The sequence below is a fragment of the Moritella sp. 5 genome (genome assembly GCF_018219455.1).
GTDB lineage: Bacteria > Pseudomonadota > Gammaproteobacteria > Enterobacterales > Moritellaceae > Moritella.
This window is the reverse complement of the sequence record NZ_CP056122.1, coordinates 153,193-172,189: the sequence shown is the minus strand read 5'-3', so window position 1 is coordinate 172,189 and position 18,997 is coordinate 153,193. Positions and strand designations below refer to the sequence as shown.

Here is an 18,997-nt window from a genome sequence, read left to right as displayed (position 1 = left end):
CAGCTCCTATTTCTTGATAGCTTTACGCGGACCTTTACGGGTGCGCGCATTTGTTTTAGTGCGTTGACCACGTAGAGGTAAGCTGCGACGGTGACGAATACCACGGTAACAACCGAGGTCCATCAGACGCTTGATATTCATACTTACTTCACGACGTAGGTCACCTTCTACAGTGTATTTACCTACTTCTTCGCGAAGAAGTTCTAGTTGAGCTTCTTCTAGCTCTCTGATCTTAGCTGTTTCAGCGATACCAGTTGCAGCACAGATTGCTTTCGCACGTGTTGCACCAATACCGAAAACACCAGTCAGGGCAATGACTGTATGCTTTTGATCAGGAATGTTAATGCCGGCTATACGGGCCACTATACCACTCCAATTAAGGGTTTAAAAAAATTTTGCACTCTTCGAAAAGCCCGTAAGGATACTCAGAAGAGAGATGTATTGCAATAGAAACTTGGGAATAGATTAATAAATCTAGCCCAAGTTTCTATTATTGTCTAACCTTGGCGTTGTTTATGCTTTGGTTCAACACAGATTACGCGTACTACGCCGTGACGTTTAATCACTTTGCAATTACGACAAATCTTTTTAACAGATGCACGAACTTTCATTTCTTACTCCGTAACTGTTATAGGACATGCTCAAACTAATTTAGCGACCGTAGCCTTTTAAATTAGCTTTTTTAAGAACATCACCATATTGATGAGACATCATATGGGTTTGAACTTGAGCCATAAAGTCCATGATTACCACAACCATAATAAGTAATGACGTACCACCGAAGTAGAACTGCACACCCATAGCTTGTGTCATGAACAATGGTACTAAACAAATAAATGTAATATACAAAGAACCCGCTAGAGTTAATCGTGACATTACTTTGTCTATATACCTTGAAGTTTGTTCGCCTGGTCTAATACCTGGGATGAACGCCCCGCTCTTCTTCAAGTTATCTGCCGTTTCACGTGGGTTAAATACCAACGCTGTATAGAAGAAACAGAAGAAGATAATTGCTGCTGCATAAAGCATTACATACAAAGGTTGTCCTGGCTGTAGAGCCAAGGAAATGTCAGTAAGGAAAGATAAACTTTCATTCTGACCGAACCATTGTGCAAGCGTTCCAGGAAACAAAATTATACTCGAAGCAAAAATAGCTGGAATAACACCGGCCATATTAAGCTTTAACGGTAAATGCGTGCTTTGAGCTGCAAAAACACGTCGTCCTTGTTGGCGTTTTGCGTAGTTTACCACAATTCTACGCTGACCGCGCTCTACAAATACAACAAAGTATGTAACAGCAAAAACAACACCAGCTAACACTAACAATAACAGACCGTGAAGGTTACCATCGATAACCTGCTCAACCGTTTGTCCGATAGCTGGCGGCATACCAGCAACAATACCTGCAAAAATTAATATTGAGATACCATTACCAATACCGCGTTCGGTAATTTGTTCACCTAACCACATTAAGAACATAGTACCAGTTACTAAACTAACTACAGCAGTAAAGTAAAAACTTAACCCTGGATTATGGACAAGTCCATCAACCATGTTAGGTAAGCCTTTTGCAATACCAATAGCTTGGAAAGTACCTAAGAACAATGTTCCGTAACGGGTATACTGGCTAATTTTACGTCGTCCTGCATCACCGTCTTTTTTCAATTCGGCAAGTGTAGGATTAACAACAGTTAATAACTGTATGATAATAGAGGCCGAAATATACGGCATAATACCCAACGCAAAAATAGACGCACGCTCAAGCGCACCACCAGAGAACATGTTAAACATTTCTAAGATGGTACCCTTTTGCGAGTCAAACAGCGTAGCAAGTACAGAGGCATCAATACCAGGGATCGGAACAAAAGAGCCTGCGCGAAATACAATAATTGCACCTAACACGAACCATAAACGACTTTTCAATTCTGATAAGCCACCTTGAGATTTATTCGTTTCCAATCCTGGTTTTTTAGCCATTTGTACTATCCTTCGATTTGACCGCCTGCAGCAACAATCGCTTCAACAGCACCTTTCGTAGCTTTAATGCCACGAATAGTAACTGGTCGAGTGATTTCACCAGATAAAACAACTTTAACAAACAGGATGTTTTTTGTAACAAGTCCTGCTGCTTTAAGTGTGTTTAAATCAACAACATCGCCTTCAACTTTTGCGATTTCATTTAAACGTACTTCAGCTGTTACTAGCTGCTTACGTGAAGTGAAACCAAATTTAGGTAGACGTTGTTTCAAAGGCATTTGACCGCCTTCAAAACCAGGTCGAATACCGCCGCCTGAGCGCGATTTTTGACCTTTGTGACCACGACCACAAGTTTTGCCTAGACCAGAACCGATACCGCGGCCTACACGTTTAGCGCTTGGCTTAGAACCAGCTGCTGGAGATAGAGTATTTAAAAACATTACGCTTCCTCCACTTTAATCATGTAAGCTACTTTATTAATCATACCACGTACACATGCTGTATCTTCCAATTCAACAGTGTGGTTGATTTTACGAAGGCCTAAACCAACAAGTGTCGCACGGTGTTTAGGTAAACGACCGATTGCACTTTTAGTTTGAGTTACTTTAATTTTAGCCATGGTTTATTACCCCAGAATTTCTTTAACAGGTAGACCACGTTTAGCAGCGATTTGTTCTGGTGATGACATACCAGTAAGCGCGCCAATTGTAGCTCGTACAACGTTAATTGGGTTAGTAGAACCGTAACATTTAGAAAGTACGTCATGGATGCCTACAACTTCTAGTACTGCACGCATTGCACCGCCGGCAATGATACCTGTACCAGCTGATGCTGGACGCATGAATACTTTAGAACCAGAATGACGACCCTTAATTGGATGTTGAAGAGTCACACCATTTAGTTCAATGCTTACGATATTGCGTTTCGCTTTTTCCATTGCTTTTTGAATAGCAGCTGGAACTTCACGTGCTTTACCATAACCAAAACCAACGCGACCGTTACCGTCACCCACTACTGTAAGAGCAGTGAAACTGAAGATACGACCACCTTTAACAACTTTTGAAACACGGTTAACTGCAATTAATTTCTCTTGCAGATCACCTGTTTGGTTTTCAACTTTAGACATTTCCTACTCCTGCCTTAGAACTGAAGGCCAGCTTCACGAGCGGCATCAGCTAGTGCTGCAACACGACCGTGATATTGGAAACCTGAACGATCGAAAGCAATTTTAGTAACGCCTTTTTCGATAGCTCGCTCAGCAACCAGTTTACCGATTACTTTAGCTGCTTCAACGTTACCACCATAGCTGATCATTTCACGAACTGCTTTTTCTGTTGTTGTAGCAGAAACCAATACTTCCGCATTCGGTGTAATAACCTGTGCATAAGTATGGCTTGGAGTGCGGTTAATCACTAAACGTGTAGCACCCAATTCTTGCATTTTCTTACGTGCGCGAGTTGCGCGACGAAGACGTGCAGATTTCTTATCCATAGTATTACCCTACTTTTTCTTGGCTTCTTTACGACGCACAACTTCATCAGAATAACGAACACCTTTACCTTTATAAGGTTCAGGCGGACGGAATGCACGAATGTTAGCTGCAACTTGACCAACAGATTGTTTGTCAGCGCCAGTAATAACAATTTCAGTTTGGCTTGGGCAAACTGCAGTAATACCTTCAGGAAGGTTATATACTACAGGATGTGAGAAACCTAATGTTAGGTTTACATCAGTGCCTTTAACGTTTGCACGGTAACCAACACCATTTAGTTGAAGAGTTTTAGTAAAACCTTCAGCTACGCCTTTAACCATGTTATTAACGTTTGCACGAGCTGTACCAGCTTGAGCCCAAGCATCTTTTACGCCTTCAACAGGACCAAAAGAAACTTTTTCATCAGCGATCGTAAGAACAACAGATGAGTTAACAACAGCAGTTAAAGAACCTTTAGCGCCTTTAACAGTGATTTCCTGACCATTTAGAGAGATCTCTACGCCTGCAGGGATGGCAACGGGTGCTTTAGCAACACGAGACATATATAACCCCTTAAGAAACGTAGCAGATGATCTCGCCACCGATGCCAGCTTTGCGAGCTGCACGGTCAGACATCATGCCTTTAGAAGTAGAAACGATAGCAACACCTAAGCCACCCATCACTTTAGGAAGATCATTACTTCCTTTGTAGATGCGTAAACCTGGGCGACTAACGCGCTCAATTTTTTCGATTACATTTTTGCCTTCGAAATATTTCAAAGACACTTCAAGTTCAGCTTTCACTTCACCTGAAACAGCGTAACCATTAATGTAACCTTCTTCTTTAAGCACAGCTGCTAGTGCAACTTTTTGCTTAGAACAAGGCATTTTAACTGCAACCTTAGAGGCTGACTGACCGTTACGGATGCGTGTTAGCATATCCGCAATAGGATCTTGCATGCTCATTTTCGTATACTCCCGAAATTAGTGACTTACCAACTAGCCTTTTTAAGACCTGGAACTTCACCACGCATCATGTGCTCACGTAGTTTGATACGGCTTAAGCCGAACTTACGTAGGTAGCCATGAGGGCGGCCAGTGATGTTACAGCGATTACGCTGACGACATGCACTAGAATCACGAGGTAACGATTGCAATTTAAGAACTGCATTCCAACGATCTTCGTCTGAAGTATTCACACCAGAGATGATTGCTTTTATTTCAGCACGTTTCTCAGCGTATTTATTTACTAGCTTCGCGCGTTTTACGTCGCGCGCTTTCATTGATTGCTTAGCCATGACCCTACCTTACTTACGGAATGGGAAATTAAAGGCAGTCAGCAGAGCGTGACCTTCTTCATCAGAATTCGCAGTAGTAGTGATAGTAATATCCATACCACGAATTTTATCGATTTTATCGTAATCGATTTCTGGGAAGATGATTTGCTCGCGAACACCCATACTATAGTTACCACGACCATCGAACGATTTAGGGTTCAGGCCACGGAAATCACGAATACGTGGAATTGAGATACCGATTAGGCGCTCAAGGAATTCCCACATACGCTCGCCACGTAGGGTAACTTTACAACCAATAGGATATCCTTCACGGATTTTAAAGCCAGCAACGGATTTACGAGCTTTAGTAATCAATGGTTTTTGACCAGAAATTGCAGCCATATCAGCAGCAGCATTTTCTAATACTTTTTTATCATTGATTGCTTCGCCCACACCCATATTAAGGGTGATCTTTTCAATCCGAGGGACTTGCATGATAGATTTATAGCCGAACTTAGTTTTAAGTTCAGGCGCTATCGTCTCTTTGTAGTATTCATGCAGTTTCGCCACAGTTAACTCCAATTAAACAAGTTCATTATTAGATTTGAAGAAACGTACTTTTTTGCCGTCTTCAAATCGGAAACCGACACGGTCAGCCTTGCTAGTCGCAGGGTTGAATAGTGCCACGTTTGATGCGTCTAAAGCTGCTTCTTTCTCAACAATACCGCCAGCTACGCCCAATTGTGGGTTTGGCTTTTGGTGTTTCTTGATAAGATTAACGCCTTCAACGAATATTTTACCGTCTGCTCTTACTTCAGTAACTTTGCCTTGTTTACCAGCATCTTTACCTGCAACAACGATAACTTCATCATTTTTTAAAATTTTAGCTGCCATTTTTCGTTCCTTATAGTACTTCTGGTGCCAGAGATACGATTTTCATGAACTGATCAGTTCGTAGTTCACGAGTAACTGGGCCAAAGATACGAGTACCGATCGGCGCGCCGTTAGCATTAAGCATAACAGCTGCGTTACGGTCGAAACGGATAGCTGCACCGTCTGTACGACGGATTGCTGACCTAGTACGCACAACCACTGCGTTCAGAACATCACCTTTTTTTACTTTTCCGCGAGGAATTGCTTCCTTCACAGAAACTTTGATGATATCACCAACACGCGCATAGCGGCGGTGCGAACCACCTAGGACCTTGATACACTGAACGCGACGTGCGCCTGAGTTATCGGCTACGTCCAACGTAGACTGCATTTGGATCATTATTAGTGCTCCGCAATAATTTCATCTAACCCAACATGGATTAAATGAGTCCCCTCTCTTTCAAGAGGTGGCGCATTATAACACCACGGCTTTGAAAAAAGCAACGGGAATCGACTAAAAAACAAACGACCCCTATATAGGGGCCGTTATCATAAGAAGATCAGTATAAACTTAAAATTAAGCTTTTACTAATACTTCTACTAATGCCCAAGTTTTAAGCTTAGACACTGGACGAGTTTCACGAATAGTTACAACATCATTTAGTTGACATTCGTTATTCTCATCATGTGCGTGTAGTTTAGTAGTACGCTTGATGAACTTACCGTATAACGGATGTTTCACTTTACGTTCTACTGCAACAACGATAGTTTTATCGCCTTTGTTGCTAACAACACGACCCTGTACAGTACGAATAGTGCTCATATTATACACCCGCCTTTTCGTTCAGGATGGTCTTAACACGCGCGATATCGCGACGTACATTTTTGATTAAATGCGTTTGTGCTAGTTGGCCAGTACTTAACTGCATACGTAAGTTAAATTGCTCACGTAGTAGGTTAAGTAACTCAGCGTTTAGCTCTTCAACATTTTTTTGTTTAAGTTCGCTAGCGTTCATTACATTACCGTCTTAGTTACGAAAGTTGTAGAAATTGGAAGTTTCGCATCAGCTAGGCTGAATGCTTCACGTGCCAATTCTTCAGGAACTCCAGCCATTTCATAAAGGATTTTGCCAGGTTGTACTTGGCAAACCCAATACTCAACGCTACCTTTACCTTTACCTTGACGTACTTCAAGCGGCTTTTGTGTAATAGGCTTGTCTGGGAACACACGGATCCAGATTTGACCTTGACGCTTAACGTGACGAGTCATAGCACGACGTGCTGCTTCGATTTGACGAGCAGTAATTCGACCACGACCAGTAGCTTTAAGACCGAATTCGCCGAAAGTTACGTTTCCGCCTTTTGCAAGACCGCGGTTACGGCCTTTATGCATTTTGCGGAACTTCATGCGTTTTGGTTGCAACATATCAGAGTCTCCTATTTAGCAGCTTTAGGGCCACGACTGCGACGTTTAGGCTTAGAAGGTGCTTCAACTTCTTGAGTAAGCGGTAGCTTACCTAGAACTTCACCTTTAAAGATCCAAACTTTCACACCAATGATGCCGTAAGTTGTAAGAGCTTCTGCAGTTGAGTAATCGATATCTGCACGAAGTGTATGTAGAGGCACACGGCCTTCACGATACCATTCAGCACGAGCGATTTCTGCGCCGCCTAAACGACCGCTTACTTGAACTTTAATACCCTTAGCACCTAAACGCATTGCATTTTGTACTGCACGCTTCATAGCGCGACGGAACATAACACGACGTTCAAGTTGAGAAGCGATACCTTCAGCTACTAATTTAGCATCAAGTTCAGGCTTACGGATTTCTGCGATATTGATTTGTGCAGAAGTACCAGTCATCTTAGCGATAGCATTACGTAGTTTTTCTACGTCTTCGCCTTTCTTACCGATAACAACACCAGGACGAGCAGTGTGAATAGTCACACGGATGCTTTTCGCTGGACGTTCGATAACGATACGTGAAACAGATGCATTTTTCAGTTTTTTAGTTAAAAACTGACGTACTTCGAAATCACCGTACAAGTTGTCGGCGAAGTCTTTAGTATTCGCAAACCAAGTAGAATTAAACTGCTTGGTGATACCTAGGCGAATACCATTTGGATGAACTTTCTGACCCATTGTTTTCTCCTAGTCTCTTAGCGTGTTGCTACAACAATTGTGATGTGGCTAGTACGCTTCAAGATGCGATCTGCACGACCTTTAGCACGTGGCATGATGCGCTTCATAGTAGGACCAGCGTCAACAAACGCTGTAGCTACTACTAACTCATCAATATCCGCACCTTCGTTGTGTTCAGCGTTTGCGATAGCTGACTCAAGAACTTTTTTAACTTGTACAGCAGCTTTTTTAGTGCTGAAAGTTAAAACTTCAAGAGCCTTGTCCACTGGTAAACCACGGATAAGGTCAATGACCAAACGTGCTTTCTGTGGAGAGCCTGAGGCGAAACGGTGTTTAGCTAATGCTTCCATCTAATTTCTCCTAACGCTTTTTAGCTTTCTTATCTGCAGCATGGCCGCGATAAGTACGAGTCGGTGCGAATTCGCCTAACTTATGACCAATCATTTCGTCAGTAACGAAAACTGGTACATGTTGACGACCATTATGGACAGCGATGGTCAGACCAATCATATTTGGAATGATCATAGAACGACGGGACCAAGTCTTAACTGGTTTTTTTTCCCCGCTTTCCACCGCTTTCTCTACCTTCTTCAGCAAGTGTAGGTCTATGAAAGGACCCTTCTTGAGAGAACGTGGCATGGTGATACCTCTATAAAATTACTTGTTGCGACGACGTACGATAAGTTTATCAGTACGCTTGTTCTTACGAGTTTTGTAACCCTTAGTTGGCACACCCCAAGGTGAAACCGGATGACGGCCACCTGAAGTACGACCTTCACCACCACCGTGCGGGTGATCAACTGGGTTCATTACAACACCACGTACTGTTGGGCGAACACCGCGCCAGCGGCTAGCACCAGCTTTACCAAGTTGGCGAAGCATGTGTTCTGAGTTACCAACTTCACCAATCGTTGCACGACAATCTACTAATACTTTACGCATTTCGCCAGAGCGAAGACGTAGAGTAACGTATGAGTTGTCACGTGCAATGATTTGTACGTATGTACCAGCAGAACGTGCAATTTGAGCACCTTTACCTGGCTTCATTTCCACAGCGTGTACAGTTGTACCTACTGGGATGTTACGCATTGGTAATGTGTTACCAGCTTTAATAGCTGCATCAACACCAGAAACAATAATATCACCAGCTTGCATACCTTTAGCAGCTAGAACGTAACGACGTTCACCATCTGCGTAAAGAGCAAGTGCAATGTTTGCTGAACGGTTTGGATCATATTCCAGACGTTCCACAGTTGCAGGGATACCATCTTTATCATTACGTTTTAAGTCAATGATACGGTAATGTTGCTTATGACCGCCGCCGTGATGACGAACAGTAATACGACCGTTATTATTACGGCCACCAGATTTAGATTTTTTCTCTAAAAGTGGAGCATGTGGTTTGCCTTTATGCAAATCCGGGTTCACTACCTTAACAAGGTGGCGACGACCTGGAGAAGTAGGCTTACACTTAACAATAGCCATTATTCAGAATCCCCTTGATTATTCAGCACTGCCGAAATCGATGTCAGCGCCGTCAGCTAGAGTAACGTAAGCTTTTTTGATGTCTGAACGACGGCCAAAACGAGCGCCAGTGCGCTTAGTTTTACCTTTCAGTACCAATGTGCTTACATTTTTAACTTCAACTTCAAAAAGTTTTGCAATAGCTGCTTTAATTTCAGCTTTAGTTGCATCTAGTGCAACCTTGAAAACGATTGTGTTGTTGTTTTCAGCAGACATAGTGCTCTTTTCAGAGATATGTGGCGCTAGGATAACTTTCAATAAACGTTCTTCACTGATCATTTTAAGTTCTCCTCAATCTGCTTAACTGCTGCAGCAGTCATAACAACTTTGTTGAACGCGATTAAGCTAACTGGATCAATACCAGCAACATCACGAACATCAACTTTGTAAAGGTTACGAGCAGCTAAGAATAAGTTCTCATCAACTTCAGTACCTACGATTAGAACGTCGTTCAGATCGAAGTCTTTAAGTTTAGCAACTAATTCTTTAGTCTTAGGTGTTTCAACAGCGAACTGCTCAACAACAATAAGACGCTCTTGACGTACCAATTCAGAAAGGATGCTTTTGATCGCTCCACGGTACATCTTAGTGTTAACTTTTTGGCTGTGGTCCTGTGGACGCGCAGCAAAAGTTACACCACCTTTACGCCAGATCGGGCTGCTTGCAGTACCTGCACGAGCACGACCAGTACCTTTTTGACGCCATGGTTTCTTACCACCACCTGCAACGTCAGAACGGTTTTTCTGTGCACGAGTACCTTGACGCGCGCCAGCAGCATACGCTGTAACTACCTGGTGAACCAGAGCTTCATTAAACTCACGTCCGAAGGTAGTTTCTGAAACTTCAAGAGCACCTTGTGCGTCTTTCAATAACAATTCCATTACTAATTCCTCGGATTAAGCTTTAACAGCTGGTTTGATAATTACGTTGCCGTTGATCGCACCTGGAATAGCACCTTTAACAAGTACTAGGTTACGTTCACTATCAACACGTACCACATCAAGAGACAAGATCGTTACACGTTCTGCTCCCATGTGACCTGCCATTTTTTTGCCTTTAAACACGCGACCTGGAGTTTGGCATTGGCCAATTGAACCCGGTGCACGGTGAGCAAGAGAGTTACCGTGAGTAGCATCTTGCATAGCAAAGTTCCAACGTTTAATAACGCCTGCGAAACCTTTACCTTTAGATGTACCTGTAACGTCTACTTTAGCCGTTTCAGCAAAGATGTTTACGTTTAGCTCAGCGCCAACTTCAACAGCTTCGCCTTCGCCTGTTTCCAGACGGAATTCCCAAAGGCCACGACCAGCTTCAACTTTAGCTTTAGCGAAATGACCCGCTTCTGGCTTGTTTACTCTGCTAGCTTTTTTCGTGCCAGTGGTCACTTGAAGTGCGCGGTAACCGTCAGTTTCAAGTGTTTTAACTTGAGTAACGCGGTTAGGCTCACATTCAATAACGGATACTGGGATAGAAACGCCATCTTCAGTGAAGATACGTGTCATACCAACTTTACGTCCGATTAGACCAATCATTATAATAACCTCAATATAAATCGTTGTTTTAGAACTTACTAGCCAAGGCTGATTTGAACATCAACACCAGCAGCTAGATCTAAACGCATAAGAGCGTCAACGGTTTTTTCTGTTGGCTCAACGATGTCAACCAGGCGCTTGTGAGTACGAATTTCGTACTGGTCACGCGCATCTTTGTTAACGTGCGGAGAAGTAAGCACTGTGAAACGCTCTTTGCGCGTTGGTAGTGGAATAGGTCCACGTACTTGTGCGCCAGTGCGTTTTGCAGTTTCAACGATTTCCGCTGTAGACTGATCGATAAGACGATGATCGAACGCTTTTAAGCGGATACGGATTCTTTGGTTCTGCATTAGACCAGAGCTCCAATAAAGTTAAACACACACAAAAATTCGACATCCCACATCTAACTAAATAGACTGCGAGAGCGATATCTTTAACTCGATGACTCCCCTATCGGGAGTCTTGATGACTGACCACTAATACTTTAGCTCAAGGCTAAAATAATAATTTAATGATTCAGTTTCTTGCCTAAGCAAGTGGGACGTATTATACATGACCTCTTGCCTTTAGCAAGAAAAAGTTCAACATAAAGCATTTAATCATTATATCGACTTCATTAAGTCATAAAGTATTGAATCATCATAATGACGTTCAGCACAGTTAACCGTAACCCTAATTTGTCGACACAGTATATAGAGAGTAAAGATTAAGTTCAAGCTTCTTTGTCGACATTGTTTAAACCCAAAAAAAGCACCCATATCAGGGTGCTTTAAGTCGTAGAGAATAAAATTAAGACGCGAGTTTTTCCGCTTTTAAGTTTACTGTTTGGCTAACCACATTTAGCTTAAACTCTAACGCAACCTCATCACACGCATGCTGACGTGGGCAAATATCACAATCTTTCAATACTTTTTCAGGCAGCATTGACTTACTGGTTGAGCTAAAGCCCAGCTTCATGAAGAATTCAGGTACACGTGTTAATACAAACACTTTTTGGATCGCCATCTGTTCGGCTTTACGTAACATATATTCGACAACCGCTTTACCCTGCCCTCCACCTTGATAGCCAGGTTCAATACCCAATGAACGGATCTCAGCAAGACCAGTATCGTAAACATAGATAGACGCACAGCCTGTCACTTGATTATGTTTCTCTGTCACCGCAAAGGTACCGACAGCTTTAACTAAATCAGAACGGTTACGTGGTAAATTCTCACCAATATTAGCCCAGTAATTTACCATACGTTCAATATCATCGAGATCTGTCAAACGAGCAGCTCGAATACTAATACCTGATGTATCTCGTTCTTCTAAACGTTTTTCCGCATTAGTTAATGCAAACTCGACCTGCACTGGTGATACTCCCCCCTGTGCTTTACGTTTTGCTAATGTTTCATCAAGTGACAAGTGATGATAAACATCGTTTTCAATGAGTTCATCGAACGCTTTAAATTCAGCTAAGGTTAATTCCTCTAATGGCACACCCTTTTCGATTGCAGCAACAACAGCTTCACCTACAATATGGTGTGAATCACGGAAAGGTACACCTTTAGCAACAAGGTAATCAGCCAATTCTGTCGCGTTCGAGTAACCACCTAACGCTGCTTCTTTGGTTCTTTCTTCATTTATCTTCATACCGACCAGTGACATCGCTGCCATCTCTAAGCAATCACTCCAAGTATCAAGTGCGTCAAACAAGCCTTCTTTATCTTCTTGCATATCTTTGTTATATGCCAGAGGTAGGGCTTTCAACGTCATCAACATGGCACTCAGAGAACCAAATACACGACCTGTTTTACCACGAATCAATTCAAGTGCATCTGGGTTTTTCTTTTGCGGCATCAAAGAAGAACCTGATGTCACTGCATCCGCCAACTCAATAAAGTTAGATTCACCCGAATTGTAGAAAATCAAATCTTCTGCCAAACGCGATAAATGGATCATTGACATACTTGCCGTACTCATCAATTCCATTACATGGTCACGGTCAGAAACTGAATCGAGGCTGTTTAATGTCGCACTAGTAAACCCAAGTGAATGAGCTAATTCTGTTCTATCCATTGGATAAGCAGTACCCGCCAGAGCTCCAGAACCTAATGGACAGGTATCAAGACGTTTTAAGCAATCAGTTAAACGACTAAAATCACGTTCTAGCATTTCGACATACGCTAAGCACCAATGTGAAAATGTCACTGGCTGCGCACGTTGTAAATGAGTATAACCCGGCAATACAGTATGTTGATGTTCACGTGCAAGCGATACCAGTTGCTGCTGCGTTTTATCCAATTGCATTAGCAATTGATCACCTTGCTGTTTACACCACAATTTTAGATCCGTTGCCACTTGGTCATTACGACTTCGGCCTGTATGCAGTTTCTTTCCTAAATCACCGACTTTAGCTATTAACTGCGTTTCAACCCAACTATGAATGTCTTCAGCATCACTTTGCAGAATTTGTTCTGGGTTTTCTAATACAGCTAATTTAAGATCATTTAACGCAGCCTCAATGGTAAGTTGCTCATCTAGGGTTAAGATACCGACACTAACCAAAGCTTTTGACCATGCTACTGAACCTGTAATATCTTGCTCAGCTAAACGATAGTCAAACCGCAGTGAATCATTAAAATTTTTAAATCTTGCATCAGCTGCTTGACTGAATCTACCGCCCCATAGTGCCATGGTCACATCCTTATTCTTTTCTTATATTTTTATATTTTTATATTAGAAGTACATATATTCGAAGTAGAGGGCGTTTCAGCACCCTCAAATAGCGTTACTTAGTTGCTAAAGCTTTAATACGACTAGACAACGAATATAAGCGAATGAAACCTTCCGCATGGCTTTGGTCATAAACATTATCATCACCAAATGTAGCAAACTCTTCACTATAAAGGCTATTTGGCGATTGTTTTTGTACTGCTTGTACTGAGCCTTTATACATTTTAACGATCACTTCACCGTTCATCTCTTCTGCTAATGTACCTGCAGCTGCAAGTAGTGACGCACATAAAGGTGTGAACCAACGACCATCATAAACAAGATGTGAGAATTCAGCGGCAACTGTATGCTTCCATTTACGTGTGGTTTTATCTAACACTAACTCTTCTATACCACGCAACGCTTCAATCATAACAGTACCACCCGGTGTTTCATAACAACCACGTGACTTCATGCCAACTAAACGGTTTTCAACAATATCAACACGACCAACACCGTGAGCAGCCGCTTTCTCATTCAGATACATCAGTGTTTGGTACGGTGACATTGCTTCACCATTAACCGCCGTGATCTCACCTTTAACAACAGATAACGTTAAGAATTCAGGTTCATTTGGCGCATCAATTGGGTCAACCGTCATGGTCCAAACTTGTTTCGTTGGTTGATTCCATGGGTCTTCTAACTCGCCACCTTCATGAGAAATATGCCAAGCATTGGCATCACGGCTGTAAATTTTAGTCGCAGATGCAGCAGTAGGAATGTCACGTTCGGCTAAAAATTCAAGTAGAGATTCACGGCTGGTTAAGTCCCAGATACGCCAAGGCGCAATCACCGTTAGTTCAGGTGCAAGTGCAGCAAAACAAGATTCAAAACGGATCTGATCATTACCTTTACCTGTACAGCCATGACAAAGTGCATCAGCACCCACTTTGCGGGCAATTTCAACTTGTGCTTTAGCAATGATTGGACGAGCCATTGACGTACCTAAAAGATAAGTACCTTCGTAAACGGCACCAGTTTTAAGCGTTGGGTAGATATAGTCAGCGACTAATTCATCCTTTAGATCTACTACATAACACTCAGATGCCCCCGAAGCCAATGCTTTAGCTTCAATACCCTCAAGTTCTTCAGCGCCCTGACCAACATCAGCAACAAACGCGATAATCTCACAATTATCATAATTTTCTTGTAACCAAGGTAAAATCACTGAAGTGTCTAAACCACCAGAATACGCTACTACTACTTTCTTAACTGTTTGTGTCATTTCATTTTCCTTAATATGTTACTTCAGCAATGTCAGTAAAACTGCATTTTGGGCATACATTCTATTTTCGGCTTGATCAAAGATCAGCGATTGTTCGCCATCCATCACTTCCGATGTTATCTCTAACTCACGATGAGCCGGCTGACAATGCAATACATGTTTAATTCCTGTGCGAATCAGTAATTCTTTGTTTATCTGATACGGCATGTACTTTTCTTTTACTTGTTCCAGTGGAGTATCATCCCCCATTGAGACCCAAGTATCACCATAAATAACATCATAATCAACTATGTCATCAAGGTTATCTGTTACATTTATTTTACCACCGCTAATTTTAGCTAACCCCATGGCCTGCTTAACAATTTGCGCATCGGGACTACTGCCTCGAGGGCATACTGCAGTCACTTCAGCACCCAAGATAGCACCGGTTAACATTAATGAATGCGTCACGTTATTACCTTCACCCATGTAGGCTATTTTTACTTTCGAAACATCTTCATAGTGTTCCGAGATTGTTAAGAAATCAGCCAATGCTTGGCAAGGGTGATATAAATCGCAAAGTGAATTAACAACGGGCACGCTGCCATGATCCACTAAGCCTTCTAATGTTTTATGACTCATTACGCGGGCTACAATCGCATCCGCCCAACGAGAGATATTCGCAGCAAAATCTTTTACTGTCTCACGCTCACCAATTGCGCCATTTTGTGCATCAAGATAAACGGCGTGACCGCCTAACTTGTGAATCCCAATATCAAAGGTTACGCGTGTTCGTAGTGACTGTTTTTCATAAATGGTTACAACGCTTTTACCCGCTAATGCTTGTGAGTACTCTGCCGGATTGGCTTTCACTGCTTTAGCCAATGCTAATAAGTCAAGGATCTGTTGTTTACTTAAATCTTTAACTGATAATAAATTTTTCATGATCGAACTCCGTTAACTGATCAATATTAGCTAGAAACTTTCGTTCCCTCTGCTTCACCATTTAATAACGCCACTAACCGCTCAGGCACTTTCCAACTCGCTAATTTAATATCGCGATTTAAAGATGCTGCCGCCTTTAATGCCGCTTTCACTTTTACTTCCATACCGCCATGAATCACACCAGCAGTAATAAGTTCATCTGCATAGCTGCTGCTAATCTCAGTAATTAACTGCATATCCGCGTCTAAAATACCGGCCACATCAGATAACATAACTAAATCAGCATCAAGTGTTTCGCAAATAGCCGTTGCCGCTTGGTCTGCATTCACATTTAATAACTGTCCCTGAGCATCGATACCAATAGAGCTAATAATCGGTAAAAAACCACCACTGAGTAACGCCGTTAATAATGTTGGGTCACCCGCGTCACATTCTCCGACAGCACCAAGTCCTGCGTTTGATTGTGTTACTGTTGAGATACCGCCATCAGCAAGACTTAAACCAACGACTTTCGCACCCGACTTCAAACCCTGTGCCATTAATACTTTATTTGCCGTACCCGCTAACGCGCCGGTGATATAACCAATATCTGTAAATGGGGTAACACGTAAACCGTTCTTTTTCTCGCTAACAATATTCATCTTTGCTAATAGTTCATCAACAAAGCAGCCACCACCATGCACCAAAATAAGGGGACGTGACGATGTTGACTTATATTCACTTAATGCTGTGAACAGCTGTTCAAGCGCCGTTTCGTTTTCAAGTAATGCACCGCCAAGTTTTAATACTAATGGAGTTGTCACTGTTATATTCCTTATACTAATGACGTCGTCATCGCGAAACCAAAACGGATATTGATACACTGTATTGCTTGTGCCGCGGCACCTTTTAATAAGTTATCAATCGCAGAAACCACAATAAGGTCTTGTCCCTGTTGCTGCCACGCTAAATCACAGTAAGCGGTGTTCTCTACGGCTTTAATACTTGGCCAGCCACTTGGTAATAATCGCACCATAGGTTGATCTTGATATGCTTCTTGGTAAGCTTCGGTGACTTGTTCTGGTGTCACACCGACTGCAAGTTTGACGTTAATCGTTGCTAAGATGCCACGCTTAAAACAGCCTAAGTGGGGAGTGAAAATAACGTCATGTCCTAAATGAGTACTGATTTCAGGTTGATGACGGTGATTGAATACACCGTAAGGTACATGGCTAACTTCGCAAAATGCTGAACCCAATGCCGCTTTCCGACCTGCGCCACTCACACCACTAACAGCATTAATAATTGGTTTTTGATCCGCAGCAATCAGGCCATGTTTAGCTAGCGGCTTTAATGCTGATAACGATGCGGTTGGATAACATCCCGGCACCGCAATTAAGTTTGCTTCTGCAATATCAGCACTCGCCCATTCAGCTAAACCATAAACAGCACTCTTTAATTCTTTATCAAAGTTATGTTTAAAACCGTAATGATTTTCATAAAAAGCAGGGTCGTTCACTCTAAATGCACCGGATAAATCAAATACCACCGCATCCAGCGCTAAAAATTCAGCTGCTATATCATGGCTAACTTCGTGTGCAGTTGCTAACACAACAATATCAACATCATCGCAAATATTTTTTATATTGCTAACGGCTAATGGTTCAATAGTTTGGTCAACAACACCTAATAAATGACCATATAATGAAGAAAATGATTTTCCTGCATCCAAACTGTGTTCTGAAACATACAACCCTGCTAATTCGAGTTCTGGATGTTTAGTAATGTAATGGGCTAGCTCAGCACCGGTATACCCGGTTGCACCGACTAAAATGGTTTTTAACATGTTTGACTTCCGTGTTTGCTAAATTGTAAAACGACGGGCAATTTAGCCCTTTCCAATTGCGCTTACTTGCGTAAATGAAGCAGCGCTAATGCATTTTAAATACTGTCTCGTCGAAACGATGAAAAACGATTCATTATCTAACCCATACGTTGTAGAGTAAGGATGATTAAAGAATAAAACAGATTACATTTTTATGCAACTTTAATGCATAAAAAAACACTAAGTCATTACAGGAACGTAATATGCAACTGCCTAAATTTACCGAACTTTATAAATCACTGATCCTAACACCGTCGATCAGTTCATTAGAAAAAGAGTTAGATTTCAGTAATAAACCTGTTATTGATTTACTCGCAGGTTGGTTCACTGAACTTGGTTTTAGCATCAATATCACCAGCGTACCTGATACGAATGGTAAATTTAATCTAGTCGCGACTTATGGCCAAGGTGATGGCGGATTATTATTGGCAGGGCACACAGATACCGTGCCGTTTGATGACGGTTTATGGACCAAAGATCCATTTCAGTTAACTGAAAAAAATGATAAATGGTATGGCTTGGGTACGATTGATATGAAAGGCTTTTTCGCCTTTGTATTAGAAGCATGTAAAAACATTGATTTAACTAAATTAGATAAACCATTACGCATTCTTGCCACTGCCGATGAAGAGACCACCATGGCAGGAGCAAGAGCGATTGCGGCCGCACAAAGTTTCCGACCTGATTATGCCGTCATTGGTGAGCCAACTGGTATGGTGCCGGTATTTATGCACAAAGGTCATATGTCAGAAGCAATACGTATTACTGGACGCAGCGGTCACTCTTCAGATCCCGCTAATGGAATCAATGCCATTGAGATCATGCATCAAGTAACAGGACAGTTATTGCAGCTGCAACGTAAATTAAAAGAACAATACGCCTGCGATCATTTTGTTATTCCACAACCCACGCTTAATTTTGGTCATGTGCACGGTGGTGACAGCCCGAACCGCATCTGTGGCAGTTGTGAATTACACATCGACATGCGCCCTATTCCAGACGTAAGTCCCGATGAACTGTTTATGCTACTTAACCAAGCATTACTACCAATCCAAAAGCAATGGCCTGGCGCTGTTGATGTTTACCATCTACACGAACCGATCCCAGCTTATGCATGCGATGCTGATTCAACGTTGATTAAATTAGCTGAAAAACTCACAGGTGAAGCCGTTATACCTGTGAATTATTGCACCGAAGCACCGTTTATTCAACAACTTGGATGTGACACTATCGTCATGGGTCCAGGGAGTATTAATCAAGCCCATCAACCTGATGAATATTTAGATTTATCCGCAATTAAACCAACACAGGCGATTATCCAAAAACTGATTGAAGAAACATGTAAAAATTAACTAAAGAATTATCGTTTTGTAGTAAAATTACACCCTATATCACAATTAATCGTATTTATTACACGATTTCATTGACGAA

At 42.0% G+C, this 18,997-nt stretch carries 30 protein-coding genes; 1 reads left to right on the top strand and 29 read right to left on the bottom strand.

What is annotated here, in order from left to right; all coding sequences use genetic code 11:
- Positions 1-6: 6 nt before the first annotated feature.
- The 29 genes from rpsM to argC form a co-directional block, all read right to left on the bottom strand.
- A complete protein-coding gene (gene rpsM, locus HWV01_RS00820; RefSeq protein ID WP_045112204.1) occupies positions 7-363 on the bottom strand; it encodes a 30S ribosomal protein S13 in 357 nt (118 codons plus the stop codon).
- A 134-nt stretch (positions 364-497) separates the two neighbouring features.
- Entirely contained in the window at positions 498-611 is a 114-nt protein-coding gene (gene rpmJ / locus HWV01_RS00815) for a 50S ribosomal protein L36 (protein ID WP_011770886.1), read from the bottom strand.
- Positions 612-651: 40 nt separating this feature from the next.
- A complete protein-coding gene (gene secY / locus HWV01_RS00810) occupies positions 652-1,977 on the bottom strand; it encodes a preprotein translocase subunit SecY (RefSeq protein WP_211673648.1) in 1,326 nt (441 codons plus the stop codon).
- A 5-nt stretch (positions 1,978-1,982) separates the two neighbouring features.
- Positions 1,983-2,417 carry a 50S ribosomal protein L15 gene (gene rplO / locus HWV01_RS00805; RefSeq protein ID WP_019442277.1) on the bottom strand — a complete coding sequence of 145 codons (435 nt, stop codon included), beginning with the start codon at positions 2,415-2,417 and terminating at the stop codon, positions 1,983-1,985.
- On the bottom strand, positions 2,417-2,596 hold the full coding sequence (rpmD, locus tag HWV01_RS00800) for a 50S ribosomal protein L30 (protein WP_045112208.1): 180 nt from the start codon (positions 2,594-2,596) through the stop codon (positions 2,417-2,419). The genes rplO and rpmD overlap by 1 nt, the downstream gene beginning before the upstream one ends.
- A 6-nt stretch (positions 2,597-2,602) precedes the next feature.
- Positions 2,603-3,103: a 30S ribosomal protein S5 gene (rpsE, locus tag HWV01_RS00795; protein WP_067046255.1), complete on the bottom strand. Its 501-nt coding sequence runs from the start codon at positions 3,101-3,103 to the stop codon at positions 2,603-2,605.
- A 14-nt stretch (positions 3,104-3,117) separates the two neighbouring features.
- The gene (rplR, locus tag HWV01_RS00790) at positions 3,118-3,468 is read right to left on the bottom strand and encodes a 50S ribosomal protein L18 (protein WP_019442274.1); all 351 of its coding nucleotides are present in this window, start codon (positions 3,466-3,468) and stop codon (positions 3,118-3,120) included.
- A 9-nt stretch (positions 3,469-3,477) separates the two neighbouring features.
- A complete protein-coding gene (rplF, locus tag HWV01_RS00785; RefSeq protein WP_211673647.1) occupies positions 3,478-4,011 on the bottom strand; it encodes a 50S ribosomal protein L6 in 534 nt (177 codons plus the stop codon).
- 10 nt (positions 4,012-4,021) lie between these two features.
- Complete coding sequence (rpsH, locus tag HWV01_RS00780) at positions 4,022-4,414, bottom strand: 30S ribosomal protein S8 (RefSeq protein WP_045112211.1); 393 nt, start codon at positions 4,412-4,414, stop codon at positions 4,022-4,024.
- A 26-nt stretch (positions 4,415-4,440) separates the two neighbouring features.
- The gene (gene rpsN / locus HWV01_RS00775; RefSeq protein WP_067046251.1) at positions 4,441-4,746 is read right to left on the bottom strand and encodes a 30S ribosomal protein S14; all 306 of its coding nucleotides are present in this window, start codon (positions 4,744-4,746) and stop codon (positions 4,441-4,443) included.
- 9 nt (positions 4,747-4,755) lie between these two features.
- Complete coding sequence (rplE, locus tag HWV01_RS00770; protein ID WP_211673646.1) at positions 4,756-5,295, bottom strand: 50S ribosomal protein L5; 540 nt, start codon at positions 5,293-5,295, stop codon at positions 4,756-4,758.
- Between the two features lie 12 nt (positions 5,296-5,307).
- Positions 5,308-5,619 carry a 50S ribosomal protein L24 gene (gene rplX, locus HWV01_RS00765; RefSeq protein WP_101060770.1) on the bottom strand — a complete coding sequence of 104 codons (312 nt, stop codon included), beginning with the start codon at positions 5,617-5,619 and terminating at the stop codon, positions 5,308-5,310.
- Between the two features lie 10 nt (positions 5,620-5,629).
- Positions 5,630-5,998, bottom strand: a complete 369-nt coding sequence (rplN, locus tag HWV01_RS00760) for a 50S ribosomal protein L14 (protein ID WP_211673645.1) — start codon at positions 5,996-5,998, stop codon at positions 5,630-5,632.
- Between the two features lie 177 nt (positions 5,999-6,175).
- Complete coding sequence (gene rpsQ / locus HWV01_RS00755; protein WP_017223593.1) at positions 6,176-6,421, bottom strand: 30S ribosomal protein S17; 246 nt, start codon at positions 6,419-6,421, stop codon at positions 6,176-6,178.
- A 1-nt stretch (position 6,422) separates the two neighbouring features.
- Complete coding sequence (gene rpmC, locus HWV01_RS00750; RefSeq protein ID WP_006034643.1) at positions 6,423-6,614, bottom strand: 50S ribosomal protein L29; 192 nt, start codon at positions 6,612-6,614, stop codon at positions 6,423-6,425.
- Positions 6,614-7,024 (bottom strand): 50S ribosomal protein L16, encoded by a 411-nt coding sequence (gene rplP / locus HWV01_RS00745; protein WP_019442267.1) that lies wholly within the window; start codon positions 7,022-7,024, stop codon positions 6,614-6,616. The genes rpmC and rplP overlap by 1 nt, the downstream gene beginning before the upstream one ends.
- A gap of 11 nt (positions 7,025-7,035) precedes the next feature.
- Positions 7,036-7,740: a 30S ribosomal protein S3 gene (gene rpsC / locus HWV01_RS00740; RefSeq protein ID WP_019442266.1), complete on the bottom strand. Its 705-nt coding sequence runs from the start codon at positions 7,738-7,740 to the stop codon at positions 7,036-7,038.
- Between the two features lie 17 nt (positions 7,741-7,757).
- Positions 7,758-8,090 carry a 50S ribosomal protein L22 gene (gene rplV / locus HWV01_RS00735; protein WP_045112216.1) on the bottom strand — a complete coding sequence of 111 codons (333 nt, stop codon included), beginning with the start codon at positions 8,088-8,090 and terminating at the stop codon, positions 7,758-7,760.
- A gap of 10 nt (positions 8,091-8,100) precedes the next feature.
- The gene (gene rpsS / locus HWV01_RS00730) at positions 8,101-8,379 is read right to left on the bottom strand and encodes a 30S ribosomal protein S19 (protein WP_019442264.1); all 279 of its coding nucleotides are present in this window, start codon (positions 8,377-8,379) and stop codon (positions 8,101-8,103) included.
- An 18-nt stretch (positions 8,380-8,397) separates the two neighbouring features.
- Complete coding sequence (gene rplB / locus HWV01_RS00725; RefSeq protein ID WP_211673644.1) at positions 8,398-9,225, bottom strand: 50S ribosomal protein L2; 828 nt, start codon at positions 9,223-9,225, stop codon at positions 8,398-8,400.
- Between the two features lie 18 nt (positions 9,226-9,243).
- The gene (gene rplW, locus HWV01_RS00720; protein ID WP_019442262.1) at positions 9,244-9,543 is read right to left on the bottom strand and encodes a 50S ribosomal protein L23; all 300 of its coding nucleotides are present in this window, start codon (positions 9,541-9,543) and stop codon (positions 9,244-9,246) included.
- Positions 9,540-10,145: a 50S ribosomal protein L4 gene (gene rplD, locus HWV01_RS00715; protein WP_067046237.1), complete on the bottom strand. Its 606-nt coding sequence runs from the start codon at positions 10,143-10,145 to the stop codon at positions 9,540-9,542. Before rplD ends, rplW begins: the two co-directional genes overlap by 4 nt.
- A 15-nt stretch (positions 10,146-10,160) precedes the next feature.
- Complete coding sequence (gene rplC, locus HWV01_RS00710) at positions 10,161-10,799, bottom strand: 50S ribosomal protein L3 (RefSeq protein WP_211675591.1); 639 nt, start codon at positions 10,797-10,799, stop codon at positions 10,161-10,163.
- A 35-nt stretch (positions 10,800-10,834) separates the two neighbouring features.
- On the bottom strand, positions 10,835-11,146 hold the full coding sequence (gene rpsJ, locus HWV01_RS00705; RefSeq protein WP_017223583.1) for a 30S ribosomal protein S10: 312 nt from the start codon (positions 11,144-11,146) through the stop codon (positions 10,835-10,837).
- 439 nt (positions 11,147-11,585) lie between these two features.
- Positions 11,586-13,475 carry an argininosuccinate lyase gene (argH, locus tag HWV01_RS00700; RefSeq protein WP_211673643.1) on the bottom strand — a complete coding sequence of 630 codons (1,890 nt, stop codon included), beginning with the start codon at positions 13,473-13,475 and terminating at the stop codon, positions 11,586-11,588.
- Between the two features lie 94 nt (positions 13,476-13,569).
- Positions 13,570-14,778 carry an argininosuccinate synthase gene (locus tag HWV01_RS00695; protein ID WP_211673642.1) on the bottom strand — a complete coding sequence of 403 codons (1,209 nt, stop codon included), beginning with the start codon at positions 14,776-14,778 and terminating at the stop codon, positions 13,570-13,572.
- An 18-nt stretch (positions 14,779-14,796) separates the two neighbouring features.
- The gene (locus HWV01_RS00690; protein ID WP_211673641.1) at positions 14,797-15,702 is read right to left on the bottom strand and encodes an ornithine carbamoyltransferase; all 906 of its coding nucleotides are present in this window, start codon (positions 15,700-15,702) and stop codon (positions 14,797-14,799) included.
- A gap of 26 nt (positions 15,703-15,728) precedes the next feature.
- On the bottom strand, positions 15,729-16,505 hold the full coding sequence (gene argB / locus HWV01_RS00685; RefSeq protein ID WP_211673640.1) for an acetylglutamate kinase: 777 nt from the start codon (positions 16,503-16,505) through the stop codon (positions 15,729-15,731).
- Positions 16,506-16,516: 11 nt separating this feature from the next.
- Entirely contained in the window at positions 16,517-17,527 is a 1,011-nt protein-coding gene (gene argC, locus HWV01_RS00680; protein WP_211673639.1) for an N-acetyl-gamma-glutamyl-phosphate reductase, read from the bottom strand.
- A gap of 242 nt (positions 17,528-17,769) precedes the next feature.
- Between argC and argE the strand changes: the two genes are divergently transcribed.
- On the top strand, positions 17,770-18,918 hold the full coding sequence (argE, locus tag HWV01_RS00675; protein WP_211673638.1) for an acetylornithine deacetylase: 1,149 nt from the start codon (positions 17,770-17,772) through the stop codon (positions 18,916-18,918).
- Positions 18,919-18,997 lie beyond the last annotated feature (79 nt).